General features: G+C 62.0%; 14 protein-coding genes. 4 read left to right on the top strand and 10 right to left on the bottom strand.

From position 1 onward, the window contains the following. Window positions 1–11: 11 nt before the first annotated feature. Window positions 12–1,619, bottom strand: coding sequence for a cytochrome-c oxidase, cbb3-type subunit I (gene ccoN / locus AC72UB_RS15890; RefSeq protein ID WP_505190592.1), 1,608 nt, complete (start codon window positions 1,617–1,619; stop codon window positions 12–14). Between the two features lie 218 nt (window positions 1,620–1,837). Here ccoN and AC72UB_RS15885 point away from each other — a divergent pair, with 218 nt between their 5' ends. After that, complete coding sequence (locus tag AC72UB_RS15885; protein WP_463290050.1) at window positions 1,838–2,686, top strand: universal stress protein; 849 nt, start codon at window positions 1,838–1,840, stop codon at window positions 2,684–2,686. A gap of 57 nt (window positions 2,687–2,743) precedes the next feature. Here AC72UB_RS15885 and AC72UB_RS15880 read toward each other — a convergent pair whose 3' ends face one another. Further along, window positions 2,744–4,921: a S8 family serine peptidase gene (locus tag AC72UB_RS15880; RefSeq protein WP_505190591.1), complete on the bottom strand. Its 2,178-nt coding sequence runs from the start codon at window positions 4,919–4,921 to the stop codon at window positions 2,744–2,746. Window positions 4,922–5,068: 147 nt separating this feature from the next. Continuing rightward, on the bottom strand, window positions 5,069–5,821 hold the full coding sequence (locus AC72UB_RS15875; protein WP_463290048.1) for a DUF1013 domain-containing protein: 753 nt from the start codon (window positions 5,819–5,821) through the stop codon (window positions 5,069–5,071). 153 nt (window positions 5,822–5,974) lie between these two features. On the opposite strand from AC72UB_RS15875, the gene AC72UB_RS15870 reads away from it, so the two are divergent. After that, window positions 5,975–6,610, top strand: coding sequence for a ribonuclease T2 family protein (locus AC72UB_RS15870; RefSeq protein ID WP_505190590.1), 636 nt, complete (start codon window positions 5,975–5,977; stop codon window positions 6,608–6,610). 13 nt (window positions 6,611–6,623) lie between these two features. On the opposite strand, the gene AC72UB_RS15865 is transcribed toward AC72UB_RS15870, so the two are convergent. Further along, window positions 6,624–7,598 carry a glycosyltransferase family 2 protein gene (locus tag AC72UB_RS15865; RefSeq protein ID WP_505190589.1) on the bottom strand — a complete coding sequence of 325 codons (975 nt, stop codon included), beginning with the start codon at window positions 7,596–7,598 and terminating at the stop codon, window positions 6,624–6,626. Between the two features lie 256 nt (window positions 7,599–7,854). Between AC72UB_RS15865 and AC72UB_RS15860 the strand changes: the two genes are divergently transcribed. After that, the gene (locus AC72UB_RS15860; protein WP_505190588.1) at window positions 7,855–8,790 is read left to right on the top strand and encodes a CpsD/CapB family tyrosine-protein kinase; all 936 of its coding nucleotides are present in this window, start codon (window positions 7,855–7,857) and stop codon (window positions 8,788–8,790) included. A gap of 3 nt (window positions 8,791–8,793) precedes the next feature. Continuing rightward, window positions 8,794–10,131 carry a GumC family protein gene (locus AC72UB_RS15855; protein WP_505190587.1) on the top strand — a complete coding sequence of 446 codons (1,338 nt, stop codon included), beginning with the start codon at window positions 8,794–8,796 and terminating at the stop codon, window positions 10,129–10,131. Window positions 10,132–10,220: 89 nt separating this feature from the next. Here the strand turns inward: AC72UB_RS15855 and AC72UB_RS15850 are convergent, their stop codons facing one another. The 6 genes from AC72UB_RS15850 to rfbC all read right to left on the bottom strand — a co-directional run bounded on the left by AC72UB_RS15850 (window position 10,221) and on the right by rfbC (window position 14,915). Continuing rightward, window positions 10,221–10,916 (bottom strand): sugar transferase, encoded by a 696-nt coding sequence (locus AC72UB_RS15850; RefSeq protein ID WP_505190586.1) that lies wholly within the window; start codon window positions 10,914–10,916, stop codon window positions 10,221–10,223. A gap of 392 nt (window positions 10,917–11,308) precedes the next feature. Next, window positions 11,309–11,482, bottom strand: a complete 174-nt coding sequence (locus AC72UB_RS15845) for a hypothetical protein (protein ID WP_505190585.1) — start codon at window positions 11,480–11,482, stop codon at window positions 11,309–11,311. Between the two features lie 92 nt (window positions 11,483–11,574). Then, a complete protein-coding gene (gene rfbA, locus AC72UB_RS15840; RefSeq protein WP_505190584.1) occupies window positions 11,575–12,471 on the bottom strand; it encodes a glucose-1-phosphate thymidylyltransferase RfbA in 897 nt (298 codons plus the stop codon). Beyond that, window positions 12,461–13,315: a dTDP-4-dehydrorhamnose reductase gene (gene rfbD / locus AC72UB_RS15835; protein WP_505190583.1), complete on the bottom strand. Its 855-nt coding sequence runs from the start codon at window positions 13,313–13,315 to the stop codon at window positions 12,461–12,463. Before rfbD ends, rfbA begins: the two co-directional genes overlap by 11 nt. Next, window positions 13,312–14,352, bottom strand: a complete 1,041-nt coding sequence (rfbB, locus tag AC72UB_RS15830; RefSeq protein WP_505190582.1) for a dTDP-glucose 4,6-dehydratase — start codon at window positions 14,350–14,352, stop codon at window positions 13,312–13,314. Before rfbB ends, rfbD begins: the two co-directional genes overlap by 4 nt. Next, window positions 14,349–14,915 (bottom strand): dTDP-4-dehydrorhamnose 3,5-epimerase, encoded by a 567-nt coding sequence (rfbC, locus tag AC72UB_RS15825; protein WP_505190581.1) that lies wholly within the window; start codon window positions 14,913–14,915, stop codon window positions 14,349–14,351. Before rfbC ends, rfbB begins: the two co-directional genes overlap by 4 nt. Between the last annotated feature and the right edge of the window lie 9 nt (window positions 14,916–14,924).

Here is a 14,924-nt window from a genome sequence, read left to right as displayed (position 1 = left end):
GATCCCTCCCCTTATTCTGCCGGCACAAAGTTGCCAGCGTTGACAGGGGCCTTTGCGGGCTGAGCGCGAACGGTCATCCACAGGTTATAGGCCATGATCAACGCCCCGGTCAGGAACATCGCCCCACCCAAGCCACGGACCACATACATCGGAAGTTTCGCGGCCACCGTGTCGGCAAAGGCGTTCACGAGGAAGCCGTTGGCGTCGACTTCACGCCACATCAGGCCTTCCATGATCCCGGTGACCCACATCGAGGAGGCGTAGAGCACGATCCCGATGGTGGCGAGCCAGAAGTGCCAGCTGACAAGCTTCAGGCTGTAAAGCCCGTCGCGGTTCCACAGGCGCGGTGTCAGGAAGTAAAGCGCGCCGAAGGTGATCATGCCGTTCCAGCCAAGGGCGCCGGAATGGACGTGACCGATGGTCCAGTCGGTATAATGCGACAGGGAGTTGACGGCCTTGATTGACATCATCGGGCCTTCAAAGGTCGACATGCCGTAAAAGCCGATCGACACCACCATCATGCGGATGATCGGATCGGTGCGCAGCTTGTCCCAAGCGCCCGACAGCGTCATCAACCCGTTGATCATGCCGCCCCACGAGGGCATCCACAGGATCACCGAGAACACCATGCCAAGCGTCGAGGCCCAATCGGGCAGCGCGGTGTAGTGCAGGTGGTGCGGGCCGGCCCAGATATAGAGGAAGATCAGCGCCCAGAAATGGATGATCGACAGCTTATAGCTGAAAACGGGGCGTTCGGCCTGCTTGGGCACAAAGTAATACATCATGCCAAGGAAACCGGCGGTCAGGAAGAAGCCCACTGCGTTGTGGCCATACCACCACTGCGTCATGGCATCCTGCACGCCGGACATGACCTGCACCGATTCAGACCCAAAGATCGACACCGGAATGGCAAGGTTGTTGACGATGTGCAGCATGGCGATGGTCACGATCATCGACAGCAGGAACCAGTTGGCGACGTAGATATGAGGCTCTTTGCGCTTCCAAAGCGTGCCGATGAAGGCCAGAAGGAAGGCGACCCAGACCACGGCGATCCACAGATCAATGTACCAGACGGTTTCGGCGTATTCCTTGCCCTGCGTTCCACCCAGAATATACGAGGTCGCCGCCAGCACGATCATCAGCTGCCAGCCCCAGAACACGAACCAGCCCAGATTGCCGCCGAACAGGCGCGCCGCCGTGGTGCGTTGGACGATGTAGAAGGACGACATGATCAGCGCGTTGCCGCCAAAGGCGAAGATCACCGCACTGGTGTGCAGCGGACGCAGACGGCCAAAGTTCAGGATGCCCTCGGTCACATGACCCAGATTGAGCGCTGGAAAGGCCAGCTGGAAGGCGATGACCACACCGACGAGGAACCCGACCACACCCCAAAAGGTGGTTGCGATAACCCCGGCGCGCACGACGCCATCCAGATATTCGGTTTGAGGGTGATGCGCCGGTTCGCCCACATGGCGCAGTTGCCACACGAATGTGGCGGCCGCAGCCAGCATAACGACCAGGGCATTCACCATATAAGGCAGATCGCGCGCGTAGTTGGCGGCAATCGCGGCAAGCACCACGATCAGCCCCAGCACGATCAGTTTAATGTAATCCCACATGTTGCGTCCCTTCGTCTTTGTCCTGATTCCAGCCCGAACATCGGCTCGGGTCCGACCAGAAGCTTTTTCGACTGCCCTGCTTTTCGCAGGTGCGGCGGAGGGAAGCCTTGATCCATGTCAACAGGCCTCTGTCTGGCTGTTGATCGAGGTCAAGGCATGAGCTGGGCGACTGTGACAGGGTGTCACGACAGGCGATTTCGCCCAAAGGAGGGTTTCCGATGTCCTATAAGTCCATTCTCACGGTTTTGACCCGGGCCGCTGATGCTTCGCTCGCCGTGGGTGCCGCGGCACGATTGGCCCAGACGCTGGACGCACATCTTGATATTCTGGTGCTGGGGGTGGACCGCACGCAGGTGGGCTATTCCTACATCGGATCGGGGGCCATCATGATGCAGGTCTCGCTGGACCGGGCCGAGGCCGAGGCGCGCGAGACCGAGGCGGCGGTGAAGGCCGAACTTCTCAAGCGCCCGCCGGGATTGCGGTCTTCGGTTGAGGCGGCGGTAACGCAACTCGGTGCGATGAATGACCTTGTGGCCCAGCGTGCGCGCTTTGCCGATCTGGTGGTGCTGCCCCGACCTTATGGCGAGGGCAAGGGCGCGGAAAGCGAAGCGGTGATTGAAGCGGCCATGTTCGAAGGCAAGGCCCCAGTTCTGGTGCTGCCCGAAAAGGGGTTGGGCGAGCATGTGGTGCCAAAGCGCATCGTCGTCGCCTGGAACCAAAGTGCCGAGGCGATGACGGCCACCCGCATGGCGCTGCCCTTCCTGAAATCGGCAGATGCGGTGGACATCACCGTGATCGATCCACCGCCGCATGGGGCCGAACGCTCTGACCCCGGTGGTCTTTTGTGCCAGATGCTGGTGCGCCATGGCGTGCATGCCGAGGTGTCCGTTCTGGCCCGCAGCCTGCCGCGCGTCAGTGATGTGCTTGCGCGCCATGTGCTGGATGAAAATGCCGATATGCTGGTGATGGGGGCCTATGGCCATTCGCGCTTTCGCGAGGCGATTCTGGGCGGGGCGACCCGCAACATGCTGGAACAGGCCACGGTTCCAGTGCTGATGGCGCGCTGAGGCAAAGGCAACCGATTTGCGCCCGCCTGGGACAAGCCCCCTGGCGGGCGATTGTCGTCAGATGATGGTGATGTCGTCGCGCAGCGCCGTCAGATTGCCAAAGCCCTGCAGCGTGATAACAAGCGCGGGCGCAAATTCCAGCACGACCGACCCTGCCACCACCGTGCCAAAGCTTGACAGCATCTGAGCCACGGTGAGGCCACCGCCCCAGATCGCATCGTCCAGATGCAGTGTGTCTGCGTTGTCGGTCATGTCGGTGACGCGATCCACGCCAAAACTGCGGCCAAAGACAAAGACATCGCTGCCTCGTCCACCGCTGATGGTATCGTTTCCTGTGTTGCCGCTTAGGGTGTCATTGCCGCTTTCGCCGAAGAGCAGGTCATTGCCCGCGCCGCCGTTGATCCGGTCACTGCCCCGGCCGCCATAGATCATATTGGCCAGCGCATTCCCCGTCAGTACATCGGCCCCATCGCCCGCTTGCAGCCGTTCGAAATCGGTTACCCCCGTGGCAAGTGTGGCCAGCGTGATGCCGTTCACCTGGATGGCCCCGCCCGCCACCATATTGACCGACAGAGTGCCGCTGACCGCCGCAAAGTTCAGCCAATCGACACCGCCATTGGTGTCATCAATCACCCGCCGCCCGGTCTGCAGATTGCGCAGCATCGCGAAATCTTCGGTGAAGCTATAGACATCGTTGGTCGTGTTGGCTGAGCCGTAGAAATCCAGCCGCGCATCGGTGATCACGCCAATGTCGCCCGCGGCGCGGTCATGCACCATCACCCGCCAGGTGCCAAGCGCACTCATTCCGCGGAAGGAATCGGCGGCGAAGGTCCATTCCAGACCAGAATCCAAGAGATAGGAGCCAAAGTTGTAGAACGGATCTGGTGTCGCGCCCTCTCGGTCAAAGAGGGTGATCTGCTGGCCCGTCGGACTGCGCAGAAAGATCACCAGATCGTTTGCATAGCCGTGGGTGATGTCCAGAGTCACATGGATTGAGTCGATCTCGATATCTTGTGTCATCTGAAACGAGATCTTCGCTTCGGGCGTTCCGTTGTTCCTGTCCGAATCCTGGATGGTCACATCGGGCCCAGCATAACTGCGGCGCAGATGGAGTTCATTGGCTGAGGTATCAGCCGCTCCGTTCATCCGGGTCCAGACTTCGGCCATGCGGGTGGCGGCAAAGGCATCGACCATGCCAAATCCGTAAGATTGATGAAAGATCGACCCGCCGCCGTTCCAGTGATTGCCCCCCATGGTCAGCCAAGTGCCGACCTCGGTCGCAGATGGACCGCTGCCCACCGCGCTGCCAGTGTGGCTGGCACTTAACGCAAGGATGTCGTGCACATCGCGCCAACCCAAGCGATCATTGGCATCCAGCATCAGGGCCACAACCCCCGACACAACAGGCGTGGCCGCCGAAGTGCCGTTGAAGGTGGAGGTATAATCGGTCTGCGCCAGCGGATCACCGTCGGTCGTGCCCGAGCGGTTATAGCCTTGCTGGCCGATCAGATCGGTCGTCACCGATGCCGCAGGGGCGGTCAGAAGGATCGAAGAGCCGTAACTGGAATAGTCGGCTGCAAACCCGGTGCGGTCGGTAGCGGCAACGGTGATCGAATGACGCGAGACGTTGGACCCGTCGCCATTGGCGTTCATCGTCTCATTGCCAGCGGCCTTGACGACGATGGTCCCCAGCCCATCCCGCCCGTTGACTGAAACCCAAGCAAAGTGCCCTGAATCCACCTCAGCAGAATTGCCCGGCCTGTTTAGGTTCAACGGATCGCTGAAATCGGGCGTGGTGCCCCAACTGTTGGACATGATGTCGAACCGGCCGGCCCAACGCATCGCGGCATCGTAAAGCGCGCTGGTGGTCTGTGTGGTCCAATTGTAGGCGTGTTGCAGGTCGTTGAGATAATCCAATCCGGTGATCGTTGCGCCATGGGCGACCCCGACGCCTCCGCGCCCGTTGTTGTCCACCGCTGCGATAAGCCCGGCGCAGGCGGTGCCATGGGCATCGGCCGACGTGTTGGGGGTGGGGGCATAGGTAACGCCGTTAAAGCGGAAATGCGCAGCGGCATTGTAGTTGGCCGCCAAATCGGCATGGGTGAATTGAACTCCGTCATCATACACCGCGACCGACACACCCACACCGGTGTACTCGTCCCAGATTTTGCGGATGTTGCTGATCATCGGCAGATGCCATTGTTGGGCAAACAGCGGATCGGTCGGCGTCGCCATCGGTAAACCTCAAGAAAAATCTGAACTTGAAAATTCGTGTCGCCCAAAAATCTGCCGGGCCACGCAATCTATGCCGACAAATGAAAAAGGCGCAAGGCCTTGGCCCTGCGCCCGAATGGTCATCTTTAACGCGGCCGATCCCCAGCCTTAGCGGCGCGGATCGTCGTCATCCTCGTCTTCGTCATCACCAGCGTCGGGCAGGTTGAAGAAGCTGTCAGCATCCGAGAAATCGGCCGCCGTGCGCTTGTCTTCGTCCTGATCGCCGCCGAACACTTCAAAGCCCGACGGCACGCGGGCCTCGGGCGTCATGCCCAGCGACTGTTCGGTCGACACCAGCTTGCGGCGTTCATCGTCCGACATGACCGAGCCTTCGGCTGCCTTCTTGCGGGCGGCGGCCTGCACGGCAGTGTCAAGTTCGGACTGCTTGCACAGTCCCAGTGCGACCGGATCGATCGGCGTGATGTTGTTGATGTTCCAATGCGTCCGCTCGCGGATCGCTTGAATGGTCGGCTTGGTCGTGCCGACCAGCTTGCCCACGGCACCATCCGACAATTCGGGGTGGAACTTGACGAGCCACAGAATCGCAGCCGGGCGGTCTTGGCGCTTGGACAGGGGCGTGTAGCGCGGGCCACGACGCTTTTCCTCGCCTACGGCGGCGGCGTTGAACTTGAGCTTCAGCTTGTAAAGCGGGTCTTTTTCGCCGCGCTCGATCTCGATCGCATCCAACTGGTTGTTGCCCACCGGGTCAAAGCCTTTGACCCCAGTTGCCACATCACCATCGGCAATGCCTTGAACTTCCAATTCATGCAGCCCGCAGAAATCTGCAACCTGCTTGAAGGTCAGCGTGGTGTTGTCCACCAGCCAAACCGCCGTGGCCTTGGCCATCAAAGGTTTCGACATCGGTCCATCCTCTTCGCTTTCGCCCACACGTTCTGGGGCCTTTACAAATCTTTCCCGTGCCGGGAAAACGGCTGCAGCCGGGGCCGCGATCTTCTCGTTTTCGGGAAAGTCTGGCAGGCGTATAGGTGGTTTTTGGGTGAAGGAAAAGGGAAAATGCGTAACCTTGTGCTGGCCGCCGCCCTTGCCCTTGCACCCCCCGCCCATGCCGACGGCGAGATGGCCGGGGATTTCGATTACTACGTTCTGGCGCTGTCGTGGTCGGCCAATTGGTGCGCCCGCGAAGGCGATGGGCGCGACGATCCGCAATGTGACGCAGGGCGTGGGGTGACATGGGTCGCCCATGGGCTTTGGCCACAATACGAACGCGGCTGGCCCGCCTTTTGTCGAACCACCGAACGTGATCCCTCGCGCAGTCAGACCACCGCTGTGGCGGATGTGTTCGGCGGTGCAGGATCGGCGTTTTACCAGTGGAAAAAGCATGGCCGCTGCGCTGGCCTGTCGGCTGCGAACTACTTCGACACTGCCCGCGCAGCCTTTGACAGCATCACCTTGCCACCGGTCTTTGCCGGGTTGCCCAAGGATGTGCAACTGCCCGCCTCGGTCGTGGAAGACGCGTTTCTTGAGGCCAACCCAGGCCTTGCGCGCGATCAGATCACCATCACCTGCGCGGATGGAATGATCCAAGAGGCCCGCATCTGCCTGACCAAGGACCTGACGCTGCGCCGCTGTGGTGACGATGTGATCCGCGATTGCCGGATGAAAGATGCGGTGATGGAGGCGGTGCGCTGAATGCTTTGGCGCGTCACTTGTATTCAATCAACCCGCGCCGCTGCCCGCGCAACCGGCTTGCGTAGTACCCCAAGGCCCCCCGCGCCTCGGCAAATTTGCCGATCACGCTAAAGAGGCCCCAAGCCCAACCGCCGCGCCGGGCCAGACGTGCCAACTGTGCGGGATAAATCAGCGCCAAAAGCCAACCCGCCGGATGCGCCAGCCCCGCCACGAGCACGGCGACGGGCAGGCCTGCCCCCCAGATCAAGGCCCGTCGCGTCTCGGCGCCCCAATGGTCAAACCCGTGCCGGGCAGCACCTTCGGCAAAGGCATGCCCCGCCCGCACCGAGCGCGCCCACCATTGGCCAAAGCGCATCAGCGCCGCATCATGCAGCGTCATCTCCGCGTCGATCCGCCAGACCTCGCTGCCACTGGCGCGCAGGCGCAGGCGCAGGCACAGATCCGGCTCCTCGCCCGCGATCAGGCCCGCCTCATAGCCGCCCACCGCCTGCACCGCGTTAAACCGCATCAGCGCATCGCCGCCGCAGGCGCGGGCCGCGCCAAGGGGCGTGTCCCATTCCCGGTCGGCCAGCGCGTTGTAGACTGAAGCCTTCGGAAACCGCTCGCGCCGCCGCCCGCAGATCACTACGGCGGCCGGATGCGCGGCAAAGGCGGACAGGGCGGCATCGATCCAACCGGGTTGCACCTCGCAATCGCCGTCGACCATCTGCACGAAGTCGGGCGGATCGTCGGCCAGATGCTCTAGCCCAGCATTGCGCGCCCGCGCGGCGGTAAAGGGCAGGGCCATATCCAGCGCCAGCACCTCCGCCCCGGCGGCCGTGGCGAGTTCAACCGATCCATCGTTTGAGCCAGAATCGACATAGACCAGCCGCCGCACCCGGCCCTGCAGCGACGCAAGGCAAGCCACCAGCCGCGCACCTTCGTTGCGGCCAATGACCACAGCATCCACTGTGGCCTGCGTCTCTTTGTCTGCGATATCCTCTGTCATCATGCCCTGTCCAACCGCTCCAGTCCCCCGGCTTTGCCATGTTTGCCCCAACTTCGCCACACTTTGCTTTTTTCTGCCACATCTGTTAAACCATCCGGGCAGGGCGGGGGCCCGGGCGATTCCGATCAGGGCAAGGCGCAGCATCTGCGGCTGCGATGAGAGGGGCCGAACGGGCAAAAGCTCCGCCGCAAGGTGGGTCCAAATGTGACAAAGTGTGTGCATGACATGCCGCACAATGAATGGAGCCGGGCCTAAGATGTCCAGACACGAGATCTTGATGCAGCGTCCCGTTTGGCGGGAAAACATGGAGTTTTCGGCCATGTCCGAAGACAAATCCCACGATCGCCCGCCTCAGCGGGGCCCGGTTGCATCGCTGTTTCGGCCCGGCCAGATCGTTTCGGCACCCGCCATGACGCTTGATCTTGTGACGGGGCGCGAGATCTTTACGGCGCCGCTGGCCCCCCTGCGGGTTAACCCGGCCAAGGTCTGGGAATCGCTCTCGGCGGTGCAGTTGTCGGTGGAACAGCTGCAGGGAAACAATCTGTTTCCAATGCCTTCGAACCAGCCCGCCGCTCTTGCGGTGGACCAGTTGCGCTCGAAGATTTTGCACGGTCTTGCCACAAAAGGGTGGAAGCGGATCGCAGTGACCTCGCCCACCCATGGCTGCGGCAAAAGTTTTGTCGCCACCAATCTGGCGCTGTCTTTGGCGCGTCGTCCGGCCAGCCGCACTGCCCTGATCGATCTCGATCTGCGTCGGCCTCAGTTGGCCGGGCTGCTAGGGCTGACCGACCTTCCCGAATTCGCTGATTTCCTGACCGGTGATCAGCCGCTGGAATCGGTGTTCCGCCGCTTTGGCCGCACGCTGGCCTTGGGCTTGAACGGCACCCCGGTTGAGATGGCGGCCGAGATGCTGCACAGCCCCGAAACGGCGGTGGCGCTGTCGGCTTTGGTGGACCAGTTGGACCCCGAAGTGGTGATCTATGACATGCCGCCAGCCTTGGGCACCGATGATGTGCTGGCCATGGTGCCCTCGCTGGACGCGGTGCTTCTGGTGGCCGATGGGACCAAGACCACTGCCGAGGATCTGCGCGCCTGCGAGCGACTGTTTGAAGGGCGCATCCCCCTGATGGGTGTGGTGCTGAACCGCGCGCAAGATCGTGCCGCGCAGCGCCGTGGCTATGGCAAGGCCTGATCCATGGGCCACATCCAGTCGTTCGAAGAGCTTTTGGGCTTTCTGCTCCGCCGACGCTGGTTGATTCTGGCGGTCGCGCTGGTTGGGACGCTTTTCTCGGCGGTCTATGCCAAGACGCGCCCGGACATCTATGAAACGGCGGCCGTCATTCAGGTGCAAAGCGCTGCCGTGCAGGGTACAGAAGCGCAGCGCACGAGTGCGGCCGCGGTCACCTTGCAGGGCATTGAACAACGGCTGACCACCCGCGAAAACCTTGCCGCGGTGATCGAGCGGCACGGGCTCTACGCCGATCTTCCGCTGTCGATTGATAAGAAGATCGACCTCTTGCGCATGGCGGTCAGCTTTCAGGGGGTGGAGTCTGCCGCCGGGCAAGGTTTTGGCGATGCTCGCGCGATTTCTGCCATTCTGATCTTTGCCCGCATGGATGACCCTGACCTTGCCGCCCGTGTCGCCAATGATTTTGCCCAAGGCATTCTGGATCAGTCCGCCGCAGGCCAGCGGGTCCGGGCGGATCAGAATGTGCTGTTCTTCCAGCAAGAGGTGACCCGGTTCAGCAATGACATCACAAGGCTTGAAGCAGAGGCCGTGACGTTCAAGAACGCCAATGCCGACAGCCTGCCCGAATTGCTGGAGGCGCGGCGCGATGAACTTGTCAGTCTAGATGCCGACCTGCGCCAGCAGCAGCAAGCCAAGCTGGCGCTTGAGGGTGAGGCGGCCCAGATCAACGCCAAGGCTACCTTGCGTGAAACTGACCGCCGGGCGCTGGATGACATCGCCGCTCAGCTTGAGGTGTTGCAGACCCAGATCCGCAGCACCGAAACCCTGCGGGCTGAGTTAGAGGCCGAACTGGCCACCTCGCCCGAGGTAGAACGAGTTTTGGCAGGCTATGAGCGGCAGCTCGACCAATTGCAAAGCCAGTATGATGCCGCCACCGGTCGCATGGCGCAGGCTGAGATTGACTCGCGGCTGGCCGAAATGCAGCAGGCGGAGCGCTTCACGTTGCTGGAGCGCGCCATCATCCCTGAGGGGCCGATTGGGGGCGACAACAAAAAGCTGGCGATTGCCGGGGCCCTGGCCAGCCTGATGGCCGGGCTGGTGCTGGCCTTTATGCTGGATCTGATGTTCCCGGTGATCCGCACCGCCGCGCAGATGGAGCGGGAATTGGACCTGCGCCCAGTCGTCTCGATCCCCGAGGTACGGCTCGAGAAGGTCGCCCAGCGGGGGCGGGGCATGGTGAAGCTATTGGATGACCCGACCAAACCCCTTCTGGGCCTGCCGCGCTATGCCGTGATTTCGGGGGTGGTCACGTTGGTTCTGTTGACTGCTGCGGCGGTGGTCTGACAGGCAAATCCACCGGGTAAACGCTAAACGGCCCGCCCTGGATTAGGGCGGGCCGTTTCGCTTCTCTCAACCGCGCGCGGCTTCGGCACTTAGCAGCCGGTCCCCTTCACCATGACCCCGACCGTGTTCACAAGAATCCTCAGATCGTTCGGCAGCGACAGGCTTTCCTCATAGGTCGCGTCATAGTCGGCGCGGGCCTCAAAGGTTGTGCGGTTGCGCCCAGCCGTCTGCCACAGGCCCGTGCAGCCCGGGCGCAGGAGATAATAGGCCACGCCCGGATAAATCACCTGCTGGCTCAGCATGATCGGGCGCGGGCCGACAAGGCTCATCTCGCCAACGAGAACATTCCACAGCTGCGGCAACTCATCCAAAGAGGTCTGGCGCAGCACTTTGCCAAAGCGGGTGATGCGCGGATCATCCCGCAGCTTTTGCGTCAGGTCCCATTCCAGACGCGCCTTAGGATGGGCGGCCAGATAGTCCTCCATGCGCGCATCGGCGTCACAGACCATGCTGCGCAGCTTCCACATGCGAAACCGCTTGCCGCCCTGACCAACGCGCATCTGGGAATAAAACGGTTTGCCACCATCCCGCGCCACGATCACCGCCAGAACCCCCACCAGAGGCACCACCACTGGGGCGGCCAGAGCAATGGCTGTGATATCAAACAGGCGCTTAAAGAGATTTCGGTAAATCCCCGGACGCGTCGGCAAGGCAAGCGCGGCCTGCACATTTGTGTCGCCCGGCAGCCCAAGGCCCGGATTGAACTCGGGAAAGCTCATAGTCATTGTTTGTCACTCGGCCACAATGAAGTGGTCAAAAGCGGCGCAAGACTCAGAAATATCAGGAAAAACCCGACCAAGCCCCGAGAATCGGGTTGTCCGAAATCAAGATAGCAGCCCATGATCGCACTCGAAACGCACGCCCCCAGTTACGCATTTTACAAGGTTTTCTGGGGGTCTGGCGAGGGGAGAAATCTAATTATTGCCGTATTTATACAATGTTTCCCCCAAATTGTGCCCTTTATGTGCTGCAATGCTGCCACAATTGCTTAAATTACAACTAAAAGGAGAATTGAACCCAGAACATCTGCAGGATTGATTCGTGGGGCGGCCAGAAAAGTGCCGTTAGGAACGCACGCAGCCTATTGTTCATGGCCAGTGGTCAATGCCTGAGCGGTTCAGCTGCGGCGCAGGCGCATCGGCCGGGCCAGCGCCACAAAGGCCATCACCGCCAGCAAGCCGCCGATCTGATAGGCCAACAGGGTTTCGAGAAGGCCGCTCTCATGCGAAAGGGAAAAGGCCAAACCGGCCAATCCACCCATCACCGCTGAAACCACAATTCCTGCCAGCATTTTCGCTCCATCCGGCCTGATATCGTCAATCTTTGCAGGAATCGGAAACAATGCTAGCGAAAAATTGCAACAAATAGCGGCAAAGTTGATGTTCAGCCGCCTCGATTGGCGGGAAGTTCCTCGGACAGCACCGTCGACAGATACAGCCCATAATCGTTCTTTCGGAAGATCTCGGCGCGTGCGGCGAGGTCTGCGTGGGTGATCCAGCCGAGCCGATAGGCGATTTCATCGGGGCAGCCGACCTGCTGGCCCTGGCGTTCGGTCAGGGTGCGCACGAAGTTGCCGGCATCGAGAAGGCTGCTATGGGTGCCGGTGTCGAGCCAGGCAAAGCCACGACCCATCTTTTCCACCTGCAAGCTGCCTTCGGCGCGGTAGAACTCCAGAAGATCGACGATCTCCAGCTCCCCGCGCGGCGAGGGTTTGACCTGCGCGGCCAGATCCGGCGCACGGCCGTCGAGGAAGTAAAGTCCGGTCACCGCGAAGTTAGAGGGTGGCTGTGCGGGCTTTTCGATGATCGCCTTCACGGTGCCATCGCGATCAAAATCCACCACGCCATAGCGCTCGGGGTCGGACACGCGATAGCCGAACACGGTGCCACCCGTCTCGCGCGCCGCGGCGCTGGCGAGGACTTCGGGTAGCCCGTGGCCGAAGAAGATGTTGTCGCCGAGCACCATGGCCGAGGGCGCGCCGTTCAGGAACCCCTTCGCCAGAAGATAGGCCTGCGCCAGCCCATCGGGCGAGGGCTGTACGATCCAGGTCAACGACACGCCCCATTGGCTGCCATCGCCCAAAAGCCGCTGGAACTGGGTCTGATCCTCGGGCGTAGTGATGATGGCAATCTCGCGGATCCCGGCCAGCATCAGGACCGACAGCGGGTAATAGACCATCGGCTTGTCATAGATCGGCAAAAGCTGCTTGGAAACGCCCATGGTGATCGGCCAGAGCCGCGTGCCGGATCCACCAGCCAGAATGATACCCTTACGCTGCATGGGAGAGCTCCTGCAAAATCTCATCAAGGCCCGCGCGCCAATCGGGGCGTGGGATGCCAAAGGCGGCGGTAAAGCTGGTGCAATCGAGCCGCGAATTCAGCGGCCGTTTGGCCGGTGTCGGGTAGGCGGAAGAGGGGATGTCGTGGATCTCGCAGACCAGCCCGGCGCGGGCCATGATCAGCCTCGCAAAGCCCGCCCATGAGGTGTCAGGCGCACCCGCAAAGTGATGCACCCCACCCGGCGCGCCTTGGGCCATCGCCGTGGCGGCGGTGTAAATCGCGTCCGCAATCGCCGCCGCTGGGGTCGGCCCACCGATCTGGTCGGCGACGACGTTGAGGCTGTCACGCTCGCGGCCGAGCCGCAGCATCGCCTTCACAAAGTTCGCGCCATGGGCCGAGACGACCCATGAGGTGCGCAGGATGAGCGAGCGGCCCCCGGCGGCCAGAACGCCCTGTTCCCCGGCCAGTTTGGAGCGGCCATAGGCCCCAAGGGGTGCGGTCGGGTGATCGGGGCGGAACGGTGCCTCCCCGGTGCCGTCAAAGACATAATCGGTGGAGATGTGCAGGAACGGCAGACCCAAGGCGGCGCAGCGCGCTGCCATCGCTGTGGGGGCAGCACCATTCACCACAGTTGCTGCGGCCTCTTCAGCCTCGGCCTTGTCCACGGCGGTCCAGGCGGCGGCATTGATGACGACGTCGCAATCGGCAATCGCAGCAGCGCAGGCGGCGGGGTCCATCAGATCGGCCTGCTCGCGGCCCAGAAACCGCGCCGTGACCCCAGCCGGGCAGCGCCGGGCAAGCTCGCGGGCCACTTGGCCGGTTTGGCCAAAGACCAGAACCCTCATGCCTTCACCCCCAGCCGCACGCCCACACCGGCGCGGGCCTGCAGGGGCGTCCACCAGGCTTCATTGTTCAGATACCACTCAACCGTGCGCTCAAGCCCTTCCTCGACCGTGACGCTGGGCCGCCAGCCAAGCTCCTCGCGGATGCGCGTCGGATCAATGGCATAGCGGGCGTCATGGCCGGGGCGGTCGGTGACAAATCTGATCTGATCGGCGTAAGGCGTTGCCTTGGGGCGCTTCCGATCCAGAATGGCGCAGATGGTGCGCACCAGATCGATGTTGCGCCGCTCATTCTCGCCGCCGATGTTGTAGCTGCGGCCCACCCGGCCTTGCCCCAAGACCAGCAAGAGCGCGTCGGCGTGATCCTCGACATAAAGCCAGTCCCGCACATTCTCGCCCGCGCCGTAAACCGGGATGGGCTTGCCCTGAAGCGCGTTCAAAATGACCACGGGGATCAGCTTCTCGGGAAAGTGGAAGGGGCCATAATTGTTGGAGCAATTGGTCAAGACCACCGGCAGGCCATAGGTCTCACCCCAAGCGCGCACGAGATGGTCGCTCGCGGCCTTGGAGGCCGAATAGGGGCTGCGTGGGTCGTAAGGCGTGTCTTCGGTGAACTTACCGGTGGGGCCGAGTGATCCGAACACCTCATCGGTAGAGATGTGGTGAAAACGGAACGCATCGGGGCGACCCTGCGCCACCCAATGGGCGCGGGCAGCTTCCAGCATGTTGTAGGTGCCGGTCCCGTTGGTTTCGATAAAGGCACCCGGCCCGTCGATGCTGCGATCCACATGGGATTCTGCGGCCAGATGCATCACCGCATCTGGGCGATGGGTGGCAAAGATGCGGTCAAGCGCGGCCCGGTCGCGGATATCGGCCTGTTCAAACGCGTAGAGGTTGGACCCCGATACCGAGGCGACATTCTCCAGGCAGGCGGCATAGGTCAGCGCGTCAAGGTTCACCACCTCATGCCCACGCCCAACGGCCAGCCGCACCACGGCGGATCCGATAAACCCGGCCCCCCCGGTGACAAGGATCTTCATTCCACGCCCTCCCAGATGAAGGGGCTGTCAAAACCGGCGAAGAGCGGTGCGGCTGCATCCTTGGCCGACAAGGAAGGCGTGCCGGTCAGGCCCCAGTCAATCCCGATGGTCGGATCATCCCAGCGGATCGCGCCATCACAGTCTGGGGCGTAAAGATCGGTGCATTTATACTGCACCTCAGTGTCAGGTAGCCGCGTGACAAAGCCATGCAAGAACCCCTTGGGCACCAAAAGCTGTTTGCCATTGGCGGCGGTCAACTCCACCCCCACCCACTGGCCATAGGTCGGGCTGCCGCGCCGAATATCCATCGCCACATCGAAGATCGCGCCGCGGGTGCAGCGCACGAGCTTATCCTGCGCATGCGGCGGACGTTGATAATGCAGGCCCCGCAGCGTGCCCACCGCGCCCGACATCGAATGGTTGTCCTGCACAAAGGCGAAATCCAGCCCCGCCCCCGCCATGCGTGCGGCGTTCCACGTCTCGCTAAACCACCCCCGGTCATCGCCAAAACGCTGCGGGGTCAAAATCACCACCCCGGGGAGCGCGGTCGATTCAATGTGCATGCTTCAAAA

Source organism: Allotabrizicola aquatica (SeqCode) (assembly GCF_965194375.1).
Lineage (GTDB): Bacteria > Pseudomonadota > Alphaproteobacteria > Rhodobacterales > Rhodobacteraceae > Tabrizicola_A > Tabrizicola_A aquatica.
The sequence above is the reverse complement of the archived record's forward strand: the minus strand, read 5'-3'. Positions and strand labels throughout refer to the sequence as shown.

Bases quoted from the DNA above. Each gene is read 5' to 3' on its own strand.
- rfbA (WP_505190584.1), bottom strand. From the start codon at position 12,471: ATGCAGCGTAAGGGTATCATTCTGGCTGGTGGATCCGGCACGCGGCTC.
- AC72UB_RS15885 (WP_463290050.1), top strand. From the start codon at position 1,838: ATGTCCTATAAGTCCATTCTCACGGTTTTGACCCGGGCCGCTGATGCT.
- rfbD (WP_505190583.1), bottom strand. From the start codon at position 13,315: ATGAGGGTTCTGGTCTTTGGCCAAACCGGCCAAGTGGCCCGCGAGCTT.
- AC72UB_RS15855 (WP_505190587.1), top strand. From the start codon at position 8,794: ATGGGCCACATCCAGTCGTTCGAAGAGCTTTTGGGCTTTCTGCTCCGC.
- ccoN (WP_505190592.1), bottom strand. From the start codon at position 1,619: ATGTGGGATTACATTAAACTGATCGTGCTGGGGCTGATCGTGGTGCTT.
- AC72UB_RS15875 (WP_463290048.1), bottom strand. From the start codon at position 5,821: ATGTCGAAACCTTTGATGGCCAAGGCCACGGCGGTTTGGCTGGTGGAC.
- AC72UB_RS15845 (WP_505190585.1), bottom strand. From the start codon at position 11,482: ATGCTGGCAGGAATTGTGGTTTCAGCGGTGATGGGTGGATTGGCCGGT.
- AC72UB_RS15850 (WP_505190586.1), bottom strand. From the start codon at position 10,916: ATGACTATGAGCTTTCCCGAGTTCAATCCGGGCCTTGGGCTGCCGGGC.
- rfbC (WP_505190581.1), bottom strand. From the start codon at position 14,915: ATGCACATTGAATCGACCGCGCTCCCCGGGGTGGTGATTTTGACCCCG.
- AC72UB_RS15880 (WP_505190591.1), bottom strand. From the start codon at position 4,921: ATGGCGACGCCGACCGATCCGCTGTTTGCCCAACAATGGCATCTGCCG.
- AC72UB_RS15870 (WP_505190590.1), top strand. From the start codon at position 5,975: ATGCGTAACCTTGTGCTGGCCGCCGCCCTTGCCCTTGCACCCCCCGCC.
- AC72UB_RS15865 (WP_505190589.1), bottom strand. From the start codon at position 7,598: ATGACAGAGGATATCGCAGACAAAGAGACGCAGGCCACAGTGGATGCT.
- rfbB (WP_505190582.1), bottom strand. From the start codon at position 14,352: ATGAAGATCCTTGTCACCGGGGGGGCCGGGTTTATCGGATCCGCCGTG.
- AC72UB_RS15860 (WP_505190588.1), top strand. From the start codon at position 7,855: ATGTCCAGACACGAGATCTTGATGCAGCGTCCCGTTTGGCGGGAAAAC.